Origin of the sequence: Pleomorphochaeta sp. DL1XJH-081, assembly GCF_049310885.1 — a bacterium.
GTDB lineage: Bacteria > Spirochaetota > Spirochaetia > Sphaerochaetales > Sphaerochaetaceae > CAYZJV01.
Map to the genome: position 1 here is coordinate 15,073 of NZ_JBMDYO010000013.1, position 16,133 is coordinate 31,205.

Genomic DNA, 16,133 nt, shown 5'->3' on the forward strand with positions numbered 1-16,133 from the left:
CGATATAGAAAATCTGCTAAATATCAGTCGTACACAGATGCCGATGATTATGAAGAATTCAACCATGACTTTTAGAGAATACCTTATATACAATTGAGACGCGAAGCTGATCTGCTTACATGAGTTGGCTTGTAATTTGAGTGTTACAGTACCTTTCTTGAATGATATCGAAAACAACCGCCGTGCTCTATCGATAAACGCCTGACAGATATAGCTAGGGTGACATGTATAAGTTAAACTCAAAAAGTCAAGATATGCGACAGGATTGTTTCCATCGGATCCAAATCAATATATGACCGACAAGCCATATAAGAACGCGACGATGATAACCGCGAGTAATATGAAATAGAGCAAAATGAATTGGCGAAAATTCCCAGATTATCAGATCAACAATTATCTGAACGACGAAGTAGAGCTATCATCTTTCAATGTCGCCCTTTCCCAAGGTCGTCGGGATAATAAACCTCAGAATGGTATGTCGGGATCAAATTCATCCCCATCATCTTCCGCCTCTGGCAATCCCAGGATCTCTCTATACGTCTTTAGGAGCTTGTTCTGGAAATATACCGTTGGCTCACCGCACTGTTCACAAAACCTTGAGTCTGGTAGGTTTTCGTGGGGGTCCCGCGGATATCTGTTACCGAAATCATCCTCCCATTGACCAGGTATGCAATTGTTCACCAATGGCAACCCACAAATCCTGCAATATGTGGCATCAGCACTGAATTCTTCGTTTTGGCACCGTGGGCATTCCTTGACTCTGTTTGTATTTCGATCGTATTTGATTCCGGACTTATATATCATCGAGAAGTCTCCTTCAGCATATTTTTCTAAGCTTTGTTTTATCTGTATATGGTATTCGCTATCTTTGAACGCAGTAGGTTTCCCACATGCATAGCAATGTTTCGCCTCTGGATGATTGAGGTGCGTAGGATCATGTGTACATGGATTTGATAATGGAGTACCGCATATCCTGCAGTATCCAGCGTCTTCTGAGAAAATCTCATTCCCACAGACAGGGCATGGGGAAAATTGTGTGTGAGTGTTGACTCCAAGATCCCTGTAGCTGATCCCAAAAGTATTAACCTTGAATGAGAAGTGTTTTCTGCCACACTCGAAGCAATGGGAAGCCCCGGGCATCCTTTCCCAACCACAGTGAGAGCAATACCAGGTTGCAGCATGCTTGATGTGTTCAGTTGATTCACAATTTATTGAGTAATCACGGCATTTCTTCAAGTCGGTATACAAAAAGCCCATTCGTGCTTCCGCGGCTGCAGATGAAACATCAAATGCACTCTCAACAAGATCCTCCGCATGAAAAATTACTTCAAGGTTTTCAGTGATTTGAGTCCATTTGGTTCTCACCCATCCATCCTTTTTCCTGGATGCTTTCGTGAACCCGTGTGACTCCAGCAGCTTCTCTACATGGTAGGCAGGACAAAGCAAATTCCTAGCAAAGCAACTAGCTTCATTCTCCAGCCGGTCGTACAGGATTTTCCCTATTCCTCCCCTTGCAAGAATAGCTTTTTCATATTCGTCATGGTGTGCAAGAAAAATATGTCCCATTTCATGTGCGATGGTAAATCTGGTACGTCGCTTACTCATTTTTTCATTATAGTAGATAATGTATTTTCCATTTCCACCAACAGAGGCAACAACACCATCCTCCGATCCAAGATACTTGAAGCACTCCTCTCTCGAGATGCCCAATTGTTCCATAATTGATCCATAAGATCGGATCTGGAATAAGTTACGGAATTGATGTTGGATCGCATGCAGACTCACCGGAAACCGGTCAATGCCGGCGTCCTCAAGTACGATCAAGGCCTCTATAATGGGTTGCTGATAATCTGGATTCAGTCGCATCAGAAGTCATCAGAAGCCTGGGGCTCGATGACTCCGTCGCTATCAGCATCCTGGAAGGCTGTAGCAAAATTGTTTCGTAGGATTTCCATCATCCGCTCCCTATCGTCTTCGGACATGGACTTCGACGCACGCGCAATAATCCTGATATCCTTGTCATCATCAATCGTCTTGTTCAAACTGAGAAGGTAATTGTAGTCAATGTGCAGCGCCTGCGCAATAGCTTTCAGAGTACTTGGATCAGCCACGATATCTGGATTGTTTTCGATTCGTGAGATGGTGGCATGATTGAGGTGTATAGCCCGGGCAAGTTCCCGTTGGGTCATATCAAGCTTTTCACGTTTTTCCTGAATGACTTTTCCCAATGTGAGTTCGCTTTCGCTCATATCCATCCCCTTTTCTCTCGTTATTCACCTTCGATAGCAGTCAAAATGTTCAGTAACAGGTAGATACTACCAAATATGTTGATTCTAGTCAACATTTTTTCAAATCTTCTCATTTTGTGTTGACTCGAAGCAACAATTATTGTACTTTCACTCTGTTGATTCGATGCAACACCATATTTCCAAAGCCTTCGGGCTGCATTTTTTTTGAGGTATGTGTTGCTTCGATTCAACAATAAAATCGATTCGAGCCTGACAACGTTTAGGGCGAGGAATCCTGATGCAGCAGCCTGTCACACCACAAGTGTTGACGGGCTGTTTCGGGTCTCCTGGTCTCGTTGTGCCCTCAGGCTTGCAATCTGATCATCACGACTTCGAATGGTGTCATGGCCTCGCCCTCCGTCTCAGGCGGGAGGCACACATGGCAAAGGACGCCAGGACAGAATTCTTCTATTACATCGACGGAAAACCGTACCGACTTACCGCAGGTAAGGATGGAATCACAGAGGAGATCATCACCGTTCTCCGTGACTCATACCATGCCGAGAAACTGAACGACCGGTATGAAGATGAACTGCAGGATGCGAAGTTCAAATTCTCAAAGACCCTTCACGATGCCAACCCGATAGCTCATCCAACAGATCCCATCGAGCATCTTGTCGATATTTCCCAAGCCCCGGAGGAGGTCCTCTTCCATGAGGAGTTATCTCCCTCGATCAGGGATCAGGTACACACGATCATCCCACAGCTGATCCCTGCCCAACAGGAGCTTTTCTGGAAACTCTGCGAAGGCCGACAACTCGTCGATATCGCCCGGGAGGAAGGGACCACGGACAATGCGATCCGTAGCCGCCGCAGGAAGATGTTCGATCGCATCAGGGCTCTCTATACCGAGGAGTTCGGGGATGCATAATCCCCGTTTTCTCCTTGGGGTACGGATTTCAGGTATTAGGCAGAGGATGTACACACGGGGTGATGCCACACCGAAACAGCCTCCGGGGAAACACCCCGTACAGCGATGGAGAAACACAATGAAACTTCAACACAGGGTCCAGATCAATGTGGCCCAAGTCCGTGAAGGAACCCAAGGAGTGTTGGGTAGCCGTGGACGAAAGTTACCCGCAAGGCTGCTGCGATTCCTGTTCGGCCAGTACAGCGAAGTGCTCGTACTTACACCGGGCAAAACGGTCAGGAGCGTCGAAATACATGAGATGCAAGAAGGAGTGAATGAAAATGGAAGATAAAGCCCAGTTGTTGCTTGATGGAGCCAAGGGATTCAGATCCCTTGCGGAAGCGCTCGAGTTAGCCGCCGAAGTACTTCGCACACAAGACCTGAAGAACCTCCTCGGACAGAAGAATATCCAACCAGACCTTTTTAAAGCACAGGACTCACCAACGATTCAAGAGCCTTCAAAGGCTGAGTCCCCTTTGTCTCTGATCGATGTGCGCAAGATACTCGCAGAGAAGTCGCGTGATGGCCACACGGACCAGGTGCGGTTGCTCCTGCAAAAGTATGGAGCTGACAAGCTCTCAGCGATCGATCCCGCTCATTACAGAAATCTTGCCGATGAGGCTTTTTGTCTGGGAGCGACATTGGAAGATTTGAAGGCTGCCGTCAACGCAATCACCTCGAAGGACAAGGCCGATCAGATGCCAGCCATCTATGAACATCACTATGCCACCAGCCTTGAGGATCTGAAACCGGAATATTACCCGGGTTTCCTAAGGGATATCAGGAGGCTTGCCGATGAGTAGGCATGCCCTTCTCTCTCCCTCATCGGCCTCGCGATGGACAATGTGTCCGCCATCGGCACGCCTATGCGAACACATCGAGGAGAAATCCAGCGTCTTTGCCGAGGAAGGAACCGAAGCCCATACCCTATGCGAGTACAAGGTCAAGCTTGCCCTGGGAATCAAGATGGAGGACCCGAGACCCACCTTGCACTACCACAACGAGGAAATGGAAAGCTGTACCGATGAATACGCCGCATTCGTTCTCGAGGCATTGCAGCATGAGAAGGATGCTCAAAAAGATCCGTTGATACTCCTTGAACAACGCCTGGATATCAGCACGTATGTACCTGAATGTTCTGGGACCGGAGACTGCATCATCATCGCCGACAGGAACCTGCACATCATCGACTTCAAGTACGGACAGGGGGTTGCAGTCTCAGCCGACCACAATACGCAGATGATGCTCTACTCCCTCGGAGCTCTTGATATGTTCGGCTCGCTGTATGAGGTGGAAGAGGTATCGATGACCGTATTCCAACCCCGCCTTGCAAACGTGAGCACGTTCACCATGACTGCCGATGATCTAACCAACTGGGCTGAATCCTATCTCAAGCCAAAGGCTGAATTGGCATTCCGGGGCAAGGGTGAATTCTGCTCAGGTCCCCATTGCCGCTTCTGCAAGGTGAAAGCCACCTGCCGCAAGCGTGCCGAGGCGAACCTGGATCTCGCTCGCTATGAGTTCGCCGAGCCTGTACTCCTGGGAGATGACGAGATTGCAGAGATCCTGACCAAAGCTGACGAGTTGGCTTCTTGGGTAAGCGATATCAAGGGGTACGCTCTTTCGGTATTGGGTAGAGGAGGAAAACTGGAGGGATTCAAACTGGTCGAGGGTAGATCGATACGCAAGTACACCGATGAGCAGGCCGTTGCTGAGGCAGTCAACTCTTCTGGATTCGATCCCTATGAACACAAGGTACTGGGAATCACGGCAATGACCGAATTGCTGGGAAGAACACGATTCAATGAGATCTTGGGCCCATTCATCTACAAGCCCAAAGGCAAACCGACGCTCGTACCGGAAAGCGATAAAAGACCGGCTATCACAATCAACGACTTTGACGACATGGAGGAAAAGTAATGTCAACAATCGCAAATCCAATGAAGGTAATCACCGGAAAGAACACCAGATGGTCCTATGCAAATGTGTGGGAGCCCAAGTCCATCAATGGAGGGTCTCCGAAGTATTCGGTCTCCCTGATCATCCCCAAAAGCGACAAGGCAACTGTGCAGAAGATAAAATCTGCCATTGAGGCTGCGTACAAGGAAGGCGAGGCAAAGCTCAAAGGCAATGGAAGAACAGCCCCGTCGCTTGCATCGCTGAAGACTCCCTTGCGCGATGGGGATATCGATCGCCCGGATGATCCAGCCTACGAGAACGCATTCTTCATCAATGCCAACAGTGCCACCGCACCCGGTATCGTTGATGCGGATTGCAACCCCGTGCTGAACCGCAGTGATGTGTACTCGGGTGTCTACGGACGGGCCTCGATCACCTTCTATGCGTTCAACTCCAACGGCAACCGCGGCATCGCATGCGGCCTGCAGAATCTGCAGCTCATCCGTGAGGGAGAGCCTCTGGGCGGTAAGGCAAGTGCAGAGAGTGACTTCGCCACCGACGACGAGGATGATTTCCTTGCCTGATCTCTTCACAAGAGGACGGTGGCAATATGCTGCCGTCCTTTTAATATGTGCTTACTTGAAACCCAACTTCGTTACCAGGAGATCAGGATGAACTACCTTAGCATCGATATCGAGACATATTCTTCGATCAATCTAGCCAAAAGCGGAGTTTACCGTTACTGCGAGGCAGAGGACTTCGAGATCCTCCTGTTCGGTTACAGCGTGGACGGCGGGGAGGTGAAGGTCGTCGATTTCGCCCGGGGAGAAAAAATCCCCAAAAATATAATCAGGGCAATCTCAGACGATGGCATCATCAAATGGGCATTCAATGCAACCTTCGAACGCATTTGTCTTTCCCGCCATTTGGGGTTGCCGACAGGTACTTATCTCGATCCGTCCTCCTGGCGTTGCACGATGATCTGGTCGGCGTATCTGGGACTACCCCTATCGCTGATGGGCGTCGGTGCAGTGCTCGGTCTTCAGAGACTGAAGCTCTCCGAGGGCAAGGATCTGATCAGATACTTCTGCACACCATGCAATCCTACTATCACAAACGGCGGACGTACCAGGAATGAGGCTGATGATGCACCTGACAAATGGAAATTGTTCATCGAGTACAACAAGCGCGATGTCGAGGTTGAGATCGCCATCCATCAGCGCCTCTGTCGATTTCCGGTTCCCGATGCCGTCTGGGATGAGTACCGCCTTGATCAAGGCATCAACGACCGGGGTGTGTTGGTCGACAAGAATCTCGTGGGTAATGCAATCAGGATGGACAAACGTGCCCGAGAAGAGTTGGTCGCGAGGATGAAGGATCTCACTGACCTCGAGAATCCCAACTCGGTATCACAGGTCAAAACCTGGCTTTCAGAGAACGGTCTTGAAGTCGATTCTCTTGGCAAGAAGGATGTGAAGGCAGCTTTGCAGGATGCCCCGCGCCAGATACAGGAAGTGCTCGAGCTCAGGCTTCAGCTTGCCAAGTCGTCGGTGAAGAAGTACCAGGCGATGGAAAACGCAGTTTGCAGCGATGGCAGGACTAGGGGCATGTTCCAGTTCTACGGGGCAAACCGTACCGGACGGTGGGCCGGAAGACTCGTGCAAATGCAAAATCTACCCCAGAACCATCTGGTGGATCTGGAGACTGCAAGAACCTTGGTGAATAGCGGTGGGTATGAAGCGGTGCAGATGTTGTATTCCGATGTTCCCAACACATTGTCCCAATTGGTCCGTACCGCCTTCATTCCCAGGAAAGGGTATAGGTTCATTGTTTCGGACTTCTCCGCCATCGAAGCAAGAGTGCTCTCCTGGCTTGCAGGGGAAACCTGGCGCATGGATGTCTTTGCCGGTAATGGAGACATCTACTGTGCATCGGCTTCACAAATGTTCAAGGTCCCTGTAGAGAAGCATGGCCAGAATGCCCATCTGAGGCAGAAAGGGAAAATTGCCGAATTGGCGCTCGGGTACGGCGGGTCGGTGGGAGCTCTGAAGGCGATGGGCGCTCTGGATATGGGCCTTGAAGAGAATGAGCTCAAGCCATTGGTAAATGTGTGGCGTCAATCCAATCCAAACATCGTCCAGCTTTGGTGGGATGTGGACAAGGTGGTCAAGGAGGCGGTCAAGGATAGGATCTCGACCAACACACATGGCATCAGGTTCTCGTATGAGAGTGGCTTCCTGTTCATCACCTTGCCATCAGGAAGACGGCTTGCCTACGTGAAGCCCCGTATGGGCACCAATGATTTTGGCAACGATTGCGTAACCTATGAGGGCGTGGGAGCCACGAAGAAGTGGGAGCGCATCGAGACATATGGTCCCAAGGTGGTGGAGAACATCGTACAGGCAATCAGCCGTGACATTCTCTGCTACTCGATGCAGCAACTCAAGGATCATCGGATCTGCATGCACATCCATGACGAGATCGTCATCGAGGCACCTGCTGAAGTGGAACTGGAAGCCATCGAGGCTTCCATGGCGGCATCGCCATCATGGGCGGATGGATTGCTGCTCAATGCGGATGGCTTTGAGACCAAATTTTACAAAAAGGACTGAATATGAATATACGCAACAAGGAAGGATATATGGATTGGACCCCCTATGAGGCCATGAAGGCTATTGAGAAACAAGCAAGACCACATTTTGATTATCATCCCATAGTATATATCTGCTCTCCATATGCTGGAAATATCGAAGAGAATGTGTTCCATGCCCGACGTTACAGCCGCTTTGCTGTTGAGAAAGGTTATCTTCCGATAACCCCTCACCTGCTCTACCCACAGTTTCTTGATGACGGTCTTCAGAGCGAACGCGATCTGGGCATGTTCTTCGGCATCGTACTCATGAGCAAATGTTCAGAGGTTTGGGTGTTTGGTGAACGAATCAGTACAGGAATGCAGATTGAGATTGATAGGGCTCGCTGCAAGGGATACAAGGTGAGATTTTTCGGCAGTGATTGCATCGAAATCTTAATTGACTAGAGGAATGATGAAACATCATGAGAACAGGTAGAAGTTCTGTTGGTCTATCAACTTTATCATTATGACTCACTTATAGGTATACTTGATCGGATTGGAGGCACCAGGCGATCTATATTTCTGTGGTACTCTCTTATTGACATAATCCCGTTGAATTGACTCGGGTGCCACACCCCCAATAAAGCCAAATCTCCCAGGAATATTGGGGAATCCCGGGAAATTAGTTTCATTAGCCTCCAACCATCTATCGGCAATGAACACTTGTCTGATTAGCCCCTGTGATACCGCAAGTATATACTTTGCCCTTTTTGCGCGCTTGGGATCCAACCGCCAAGCAAATCTTGTTGAGTCATACAGATTCAGCTCGTTTATACTTCTGTTGACATTGATTAAAAGGCATTTTTCAATTAAAACCGCCTCTGGTGCAGAATAATTGGTAATAATTTCTTGAACATGTGCAGGACCAAAATCATTTGCTCCTTCTCCAGACACAATATTGGTCAGTCCGGGAAAGACATCGATAAGTGCTGCTTCTACGATCTTCGCGGTGGGTTCATCCATTCCATGTCTATGGATGATGTGCAGCACTTCAAGTCCGGCATTTTTGATTTTTCGTATAGTCTGGATCTTTAACGAGGCTTCATCATATTCTTTCAGAAAATTTTTCTCTTCGCGTATATGATGAAAAATCCTATCACCCTTACCCCTGCCAACATAGAACGTCTCACCATTTCGCGGATCAATAAGGCGATAGACATAGTACTTCAATTTCTCAATCACCTCGGTGGGAAACCGATCATATGATACATTCATAATGTTATCCCCTTCAACCAATGTTGTTCTATGCAATTTGCCTCTACTTCAATCGGTCAAAACCCTTTCGTATTATCTCCGCCATCAACTTTCGTCGTTTATCAAGGAACTCCAAATACTCCATGTTTTCCCATCCTCGAGGGATGGCATGATATTGCTCAATTTGACCCATGTCATCTTCGGATAATCCTGAGACCATTTGAGGCCAGTACACAGAGGGAGCATCATCAGAAATTTCCATGTTGTCGCTCCATTCAATGTATTCAAAGTTTGCGATCTGATTCCTTTCTCGATCCGTATTGAATCCGATTTTGGAGAGATATGCTTTCGGGAAAAGATGATGTTTTTCAACCGCACTTCTACTCCCAGAAGATCCCGGTCCAAATAGATTCTTGACCAGTACGTTGGAAAATAATGCTTTCACATCTAATAATACATGTGCTGCACAATACGCTTTCCATGCAGGGCTGTTTGGCGACGATGTTTCCATATGATTAGGTAAGGTTATGGAGAAATAATCATTGGTGAATACACTCTCTATACGATCATCAATAAATTTCAGGAATCCTTCCTCTCCTTCAATTGCTTTCAAGTCATTGAGATCTGCTTGAACCTTTGTTTCGGTAGATGTCGAATAGTAGGCTGATACTGCAACCATGTAATACCAACAAGAAATGCACTTCCTTAAGACATGCTTGTTTGTAATACCGTAATTGTATTTTCCGATGAGGAACATCATGTATGTGTACACCAGGTTATTTTCAGCGAGTATCAATTCATCACTGATATACCCCGCTGAAAGAACACAGTTGATGAACTCATGCCAGTTATTCAGATTTAGTACCTTGTCTAGGACGGTAGAGAGTATCCGGAAATTATCTTTTTGAAGATCCTCACTAAATTCCTCTGTCTCAAAATCCTTCCCCCGCAACAACATGTAAGCATATCTGAGCCTTGCTCGTTTGAACCCGAATGCCATCGCGATACGAATTATATGTTGTGGTTGAGGGGCAAACAATTGGTTATACGATGTACCACTGGAAGAGGGTTTGATTGCATCAATGCAGAATTCCTCGATCTTATTCCGTAAAGAATCATCAACGACAGACAACAGTGTAAGAATAAAATCGGTTTCCGTGAGATTTGTTCCTCCGGAATTCACCCGTACAAAGATATCGGCAACCGCGTCCTCGTCGGAACTTGCATTTATTGAAAGTGCAGGAATCTTGTAATCTTTCAGATTGAGTAAACTTTGAATATTGCTTGAGATGAGCTCACGTTCTTCATCACTAAGCTCCTTTCCGTTTCTCACACGGGCATCTTCCAAACGCTCAATGAAATTATTCTTATATCCCCAAGCGCGAGTAATGTTTTTGAAGACATCGCTAATATCTGAGATCCACTCAGGAGATCGCTCAATCGGAGCCGTGCTAACTTCGAAGCGTCTCTCAAGGGGGTGGAAAGCTATCTTCATCCTTCTTTGCTTGAAATTCTTGTCAATAACGGAAACTCCCTTTATCACCGCATACAATGAGGTAAGCCTTTGTTGACCATCGATTATGAGATGGGAGGGAGAACTGTGAGAATGCGCATCTTCACCTATCTGTTTTGAAGTCCCGTTCCCACTGGATTCCCAGAGTAAAAGATATCCGATGGGATAACCTCGTAGCATTGAGTCAAAGAGATCCCTGACCTTGGAATTTTTCCAAACAAAAGGCCTTTGAATATCCGGTAAACCTAACCGACCGCTTTGGATTTCCAAGAGAAGATGTTCGAGCTGATAGCTGACTTCATTATAGAGGATCGTATCCATCATTGAACTCCTATTTCTTAATCACTGAGTATATATCCCACTGTAGCAAAAATAAAGGTTGATCGGAAAGAAAATTGACTATGGGTAGTACTAAGTAAAGAAATCATGATCAATTAGTCGATCAAGCTCAAATCAACTACCCATGGATTTATTTGTGCATAGCTGTCATAAATTATCGCTGCTTAATTAGGGGTACGGTTTTTCGGTGGTAGGTAAGGAGTGTCTATTCGTCATGAAAACTCTCTACCTATCTACCAAGGAGGATACGATATGCGTAACCTACCCATAGCCTATGGCAACAGCTGTTATGCGAAAACCTGGACAAACAAGACCACAACATTCGATGAACTCTGCATGCGATTGTCAGAAACGATACGTACCACGGAATCAGTGGAGGAATACCCAAAGCTTCTGAAAGCAGAACGCGACCGCATCAAGGACAAAGGTGGATTCGTCGGGGGACAGCTAAGGGATAACCGCAGAAAGCGGGAAACCGTAGCAAGCCGCTCCATGCTCACTCTCGATGCCGACCACGCAACACAAGAACTGATCTCCTCATTCAAGACCTCTTGCCCATACGCTGCGTGCCTTTATACCACGCACGGGCATACCCATGATGCTCCTCGAGCACGGATCATCGTACCGATGACCCGTGATGCCACCCCTGATGAGTATATCGCGATCGCACGCTACTTCACCGATAGTCTTGGAATCGACCAATTCGATGAATGTTCCTATCGTCCGCACCAATTGATGTATTGGCCAACCACCCCATCAAACGGGGAATTCATTTTCCTTAAGACCGATGGGCAATGGCTTGATCCGGATACTTACCTTGCGTACCACCCGCATTGGAACGACTGCTCACTTCTGCCTACTTCCAGCCGGGAAAGTACAGTGCATAATGCCACGGGAAGAAATGCAGAAGACCCTCTGAAAAAACCGGGGGTGATTGGAGCTTTTTGTCGGACATACACCATCCAGGGAGCAATTGAACAGTTTCTTTCAGATATCTATGAACCCTCAATTACCCCTGGCCGATATGACTATATCCCTGCCGATTCCAGTGCCGGCGTGGTGATCTATGATGAAAAATTCGCCTACTCACATCATGCTACCGATCCCGCCTCAGGCAAACTCCTCAATGCGTTTGATCTGGTGAGGATCCATCGTTTTGGGGATGACGATCCGAAGAAATCCTTCAACGCAATGGCCGAGCATGCCAGCAAGGATGAAAGGGTTAAATTGCTGATTACCCAGGAGCGCCGTGCGGAGGCTGATGCCGACTTTGCACCAGAGGGGGATTGGGAAAAACAATTGCGGTACATGCCCCGAAGCAGCCTGTTGGAGAACAGTGTATGGAACCTCAACCTGATTCTCAACAACGATCCTGATTTCGCCGGCTTCGCTTTCAACGAAATGGCGGGACGCATCCAAGTCACATCCAAGATGCCTTGGGGCCGGCCGGTAGGAAACCACTTCTGGCGCGATGCTGATACGGCCCAATTGAAATCTCTCATCGACTCACGCTATCTCGCGTTCTCTGGTCGCAACCATGATGTCGCTTTCACTAAGGTCGCAGATGACCGTCGGTTCCACCCCATTCGTAATTACTTGGATTGCTTGCCGCCATGGGATGGTATTTCACGGGTCGAAGAACTGTTCATTCGTTTTCTGAAAGCCGACAACACTCCATACACGCGGGCGATAACCCGAAAAACCTTTGCTGCAGCGGTGGCCCGCGTCTACCACCCGGGAATCAAATTTGACAGCGTTCTCGTACTCGATGGCGAACAGGGAATCGGCAAGAGTACGATCGTGAAGGATTTGGTAGGTAGCGATTATTACTCGGAGTCCCTCTCCCTGACCGATGTGAATGACAAGTCGGCTGCTGAGAAGTTGCAGGGTTTCTGGATTGTGGAGATAGGCGAGCTTGCAGGAATGAAGAAGGCCGACATTGAGAAGGTCAAGGCATTCTTCTCAACCTCGGACGATCAATATCGTCCAAGTTATGGCAGGACGGTCGAAAGCCATCCCCGCCAATGTGTGATCATCGCGACGGTCAACGGGGAACATGGATACCTTCGGGATGTCACCGGGAACCGACGATACTGGATCGTCAAATCCAACCAGCCGCGTCATAAGATGACCTGGCGATGCACCGAGGAATTCCGATCACAATTCTGGGCAGAGGCCAAGTCCATCTGGGAGGCGGGGGAAAGACTCTACCTCGAAGGCGCACTTCTGTATGAGGCTGAGGATGTCCAGACTCAAGCCATGGAAACTGATGACCGCGAAGGTCTTGTCAGAAAGTATCTCGACACCTTGTTGCCTGAGAACTGGGATGCGATGGACATGTACGAACGGCGCGCATATTTCTCCGAGAGGGGTAGCGGCATGGTGGCCAAGGGAACTGTCAGACGAACGGCTGTATGCAACATGGAAATCTGGTGCGAGTGCTATGCAAATGACCCCTCTACGATCAGCAAGAACGACTCATATGGCATCACTGCCATCATGCAGAAAATCGGAGGTTGGACCAAATATTGTGGAACGAAGAATGGAACGATGTACTTCCCGATCTATGGCAAGCAGCGAGCCTTCGTTCTACAGGATGTGGAACAAGAATCAGCTCGTTCCAAGCTTGTTCCAGAGCTCGTTCCACAAGAAAACGACGAAATACCATTCTAGAATGCAGGTTTTCAAGGTTTTGGAACGATGGAACAAGAATATACCAAAAAGACTTTTTGAGGAAGAACAGAGGGAATGGGAAACATGGAGACGCCTATACGCACGCGTATAAATATATAGGAATTCTTGTTCCGGTCGTTCCGTCGTTCCATAGGGAGATTTGGAATGCTTGAGAAAGAGATCGAGTTGCAGCTGCTTAAGGCTGTGAAGAAGAAGGGAGGTCGGGCTGTGAAATTCATAAGCCCGGGCTTCGATGGGATGCCGGACCGATTGGTGCTGCTGCCCCATGGGCGGTGCGGATTCGTGGAAGTGAAGGCTCCGGGAAAGAAGCCGAGAGCCCTCCAAGTGGTAAGGCATGAAATGCTGAGGGCCCTGGGGTTCAAGGCATACGTGCTGGATGCAAAAGAACAGATAGAGGAGATCATCAATGACATATACACCGCATGACTACCAACAGTATGCGACCGACTTTATTGAGCAGAACCCCGTAGCAGCGGTTTTGCTGCAGATGGGGCTTGGCAAAACGGTCATCACCCTGACGGCCCTTTCCAACCTCCTCTTCGATTCGTTTCTGGTACGCAAAATACTGATCATCGCGCCCCTTCGGGTTGCACGGGATACCTGGCCTACGGAAATCGGCAAGTGGGATCACCTTGGGGATTTGATTCCGTCAGTGGCCGTGGGAAGTACCGCCGAGCGCCTTACTGCACTCGAGCGTAAGGCTGACCTGTACATCATCAACCGCGAGAACGTTCAGTGGCTGATTGAGGAGACTACCCTGCCCTTCGACTTCGACATGGTCGTCGTCGACGAACTCTCATCGTTCAAGAACCACCGCTCCAAGCGCTTCAGGGCTCTGATGAAGCGCCGTCCCGTGGTAAAGCGCATCGTAGGGCTCACAGGAACCCCGGCCAGCAACGGCCTGATCGACCTCTGGGCCCAGTTCAAGCTGTTGGACAAGGGTGTGCGCCTAGGCAGATTCATAGGAGCTTACCGTGATGCGTACTTCTCCCCAGACAAACGCAATGGACAGATCGTGTTCAGCTACAAGCCTGCCCCGGGTGCCGAGGAGAAAATCTATAAGGCAATCGAGGACATCACCATCTCGATGAAGGCTCAAGACCATATCAGGATGCCCGAGCTCGTCACCAACGAGTATAAGGTTTCCCTCAGCGGTAATGAGCGTTCTGCCTACGAGAAGCTTCGCAAGGAACTGGTCCTGGATTCCTCAGGAGGACAGGTAACAGCGGCCAATGCCGCCAGCCTGTCTGGCAAACTGTTGCAGCTGGCAAATGGGGCTGTGTACACCGACGACGGGGCGATGATCGGCATCCATGATCGCAAGCTCGATGCGCTTGAGGACCTCATCGAGTCAGCCAACGGGCAAAGTGTGCTGGTGGCCTATTGGTTCAAGCATGACCTTCAGCGGATTGCGGGGAGGCTGGAGAAGCTTGGCGTGTCGTTTTCAACTCTGGATACGAGCGAAAGCCTCCAAAAGTGGAATGAGGGAAAACTCCCGGTCGGGTTGATCCACCCCGCATCCGCTGGGCATGGGCTGAACCTCCAAAGCGGTGGCAACTGCCTGATCTGGTTCGGCCTGACCTGGAGCCTCGAGTTGTACCAGCAGACGGTGGCGCGCCTGTGGCGCCAAGGGCAGCAGTCCGAGACGGTGGTGGTCCAACATCTCATCACCGAGAATACCATCGATGAGCGCATCATAAAGGTTCTTTCAGGTAAGGCACTAACCCAGGATGCTCTGATCGAGGCGGTGAAGGCCGAACTTACAGGGGGTAGCCGATGACCGAGGCAAGTATGAGACATCTGGCAGCGGCCATCGTGGAACGTGCCGTCACCGACTGGCACAAGGCGGTATCCCAGCTGGAGAGCAACCCCGATTATGTATACGCATGGGCGACCAAGGATGAGATTGAAAGGTTTTTCGAGAGCAAGTGGTTCGAACTCCTGTGCGAGATCAGCCCCGACTTCACCAAGATTCACCTACAGGAGGCAAGAGCATGAAAGCAAAGGAATATCTGTCGCAGGCATGGTATCTGGACAAACGCATCAAGACCAAGGAACGCCAGCTCGATTGGCTCAAAAGCCATGCCGTCTACGTATCCCCCAAACTCACAGAGGTGCCCAAGGCTCCGTCGATCCGTCGATCTCCCGTGGAGGAGGCGGTGGTACGGATCACCGAACTGGAAAATGAAATCAACACCAGCATTGCCCAGTTAATGAGACTGAAGACTGAAATCGCTGAAGCGATCCGGAGTGTGAACAGCATGGAGTGCGAGACGCTGCTGGAGATGCGTTACATCACCTTCCTAGGCTGGGACCAGATCGCATCCCAACTGAACTATAGCCAGGATTACATCTATCACCTGCACCGGAAGGCGCTTGCCCTGGTGAGGGTTCCTGGATCCTGACGGATTCTCCTATGAGATTCAATAATCCCCTATGGAGGCTCACACCCCACCACACTACACAATCCATGCAGTCATTCAATCAGATGGAGAGCGTATTCCTTCGCTTCAAAAAGCACTTATCAGCTGCAGAAAAGGGTAAACGGCGTGAACACCCGCGTGGTGTGTGCCAATATCGAGGTGGATGATGTTGAGGATGATTGCTCGGAATTTCTTGAGTCGGGTGAGAGTTTCTTCGCCCTCCAACAGGTAGGGTAACGCA

Annotated in this window: 16 protein-coding genes; 12 read left to right on the forward strand and 4 right to left on the reverse strand. The window is 49.1% G+C overall.

Annotated features, from left to right (window positions below):
- Positions 1-465 precede the first annotated feature (465 nt).
- Positions 466-1,866, reverse strand: coding sequence for an ImmA/IrrE family metallo-endopeptidase (locus ACODJP_RS13270; protein ID WP_422482307.1), 1,401 nt, complete (start codon positions 1,864-1,866; stop codon positions 466-468).
- Positions 1,866-2,249: a helix-turn-helix domain-containing protein gene (locus ACODJP_RS13275; RefSeq protein WP_319776894.1), complete on the reverse strand. Its 384-nt coding sequence runs from the start codon at positions 2,247-2,249 to the stop codon at positions 1,866-1,868. Before ACODJP_RS13275 ends, ACODJP_RS13270 begins: the two co-directional genes overlap by 1 nt.
- Positions 2,250-2,667: 418 nt before the next feature.
- Here ACODJP_RS13275 and ACODJP_RS13280 point away from each other — a divergent pair, with 418 nt between their 5' ends.
- From ACODJP_RS13280 to ACODJP_RS13310, 7 genes are all read left to right on the forward strand, one after another.
- Positions 2,668-3,159 carry a hypothetical protein gene (locus ACODJP_RS13280; RefSeq protein ID WP_422482309.1) on the forward strand — a complete coding sequence of 164 codons (492 nt, stop codon included), beginning with the start codon at positions 2,668-2,670 and terminating at the stop codon, positions 3,157-3,159.
- Positions 3,160-3,277: 118 nt separating this feature from the next.
- Positions 3,278-3,490, forward strand: coding sequence for a hypothetical protein (locus ACODJP_RS13285; protein ID WP_422482311.1), 213 nt, complete (start codon positions 3,278-3,280; stop codon positions 3,488-3,490).
- Positions 3,480-4,001, forward strand: a complete 522-nt coding sequence (locus tag ACODJP_RS13290; RefSeq protein ID WP_422482313.1) for a hypothetical protein — start codon at positions 3,480-3,482, stop codon at positions 3,999-4,001. Before ACODJP_RS13285 ends, ACODJP_RS13290 begins: the two co-directional genes overlap by 11 nt.
- Positions 3,994-5,118 carry a DUF2800 domain-containing protein gene (locus ACODJP_RS13295; protein ID WP_422482315.1) on the forward strand — a complete coding sequence of 375 codons (1,125 nt, stop codon included), beginning with the start codon at positions 3,994-3,996 and terminating at the stop codon, positions 5,116-5,118. The genes ACODJP_RS13290 and ACODJP_RS13295 overlap by 8 nt, the downstream gene beginning before the upstream one ends.
- Complete coding sequence (locus ACODJP_RS13300; protein ID WP_422482317.1) at positions 5,118-5,681, forward strand: DUF2815 family protein; 564 nt, start codon at positions 5,118-5,120, stop codon at positions 5,679-5,681. The genes ACODJP_RS13295 and ACODJP_RS13300 overlap by 1 nt, the downstream gene beginning before the upstream one ends.
- 87 nt (positions 5,682-5,768) lie before the next feature.
- Positions 5,769-7,709, forward strand: a complete 1,941-nt coding sequence (locus tag ACODJP_RS13305) for a DNA polymerase (RefSeq protein ID WP_422482319.1) — start codon at positions 5,769-5,771, stop codon at positions 7,707-7,709.
- Between the two features lie 29 nt (positions 7,710-7,738).
- Entirely contained in the window at positions 7,739-8,134 is a 396-nt protein-coding gene (locus ACODJP_RS13310) for a hypothetical protein (RefSeq protein ID WP_422482321.1), read from the forward strand.
- 66 nt (positions 8,135-8,200) lie between these two features.
- Here ACODJP_RS13310 and ACODJP_RS13315 read toward each other — a convergent pair whose 3' ends face one another.
- Both ACODJP_RS13315 and ACODJP_RS13320 read right to left on the reverse strand, forming a co-directional pair.
- Positions 8,201-8,944, reverse strand: a complete 744-nt coding sequence (locus ACODJP_RS13315) for an LEM-3-like GIY-YIG domain-containing protein (RefSeq protein WP_422482323.1) — start codon at positions 8,942-8,944, stop codon at positions 8,201-8,203.
- Between the two features lie 43 nt (positions 8,945-8,987).
- Complete coding sequence (locus tag ACODJP_RS13320; RefSeq protein ID WP_422482325.1) at positions 8,988-10,757, reverse strand: GmrSD restriction endonuclease domain-containing protein; 1,770 nt, start codon at positions 10,755-10,757, stop codon at positions 8,988-8,990.
- Positions 10,758-11,027: 270 nt separating this feature from the next.
- Here ACODJP_RS13320 and ACODJP_RS13325 point away from each other — a divergent pair, with 270 nt between their 5' ends.
- The 5 genes from ACODJP_RS13325 to ACODJP_RS13345 all read left to right on the forward strand — a co-directional run bounded on the left by ACODJP_RS13325 (position 11,028) and on the right by ACODJP_RS13345 (position 15,874).
- Positions 11,028-13,448 carry a VapE domain-containing protein gene (locus ACODJP_RS13325; protein ID WP_422482327.1) on the forward strand — a complete coding sequence of 807 codons (2,421 nt, stop codon included), beginning with the start codon at positions 11,028-11,030 and terminating at the stop codon, positions 13,446-13,448.
- 165 nt (positions 13,449-13,613) lie between these two features.
- The gene (locus ACODJP_RS13330) at positions 13,614-13,895 is read left to right on the forward strand and encodes a VRR-NUC domain-containing protein (RefSeq protein ID WP_422482329.1); all 282 of its coding nucleotides are present in this window, start codon (positions 13,614-13,616) and stop codon (positions 13,893-13,895) included.
- Positions 13,876-15,249, forward strand: coding sequence for an SNF2-related protein (locus ACODJP_RS13335; RefSeq protein ID WP_422482331.1), 1,374 nt, complete (start codon positions 13,876-13,878; stop codon positions 15,247-15,249). Before ACODJP_RS13330 ends, ACODJP_RS13335 begins: the two co-directional genes overlap by 20 nt.
- Positions 15,246-15,467 carry a hypothetical protein gene (locus ACODJP_RS13340; RefSeq protein ID WP_244771487.1) on the forward strand — a complete coding sequence of 74 codons (222 nt, stop codon included), beginning with the start codon at positions 15,246-15,248 and terminating at the stop codon, positions 15,465-15,467. Before ACODJP_RS13335 ends, ACODJP_RS13340 begins: the two co-directional genes overlap by 4 nt.
- Entirely contained in the window at positions 15,464-15,874 is a 411-nt protein-coding gene (locus ACODJP_RS13345; protein WP_422482333.1) for a DUF1492 domain-containing protein, read from the forward strand. The genes ACODJP_RS13340 and ACODJP_RS13345 overlap by 4 nt, the downstream gene beginning before the upstream one ends.
- Positions 15,875-16,133 lie beyond the last annotated feature (259 nt).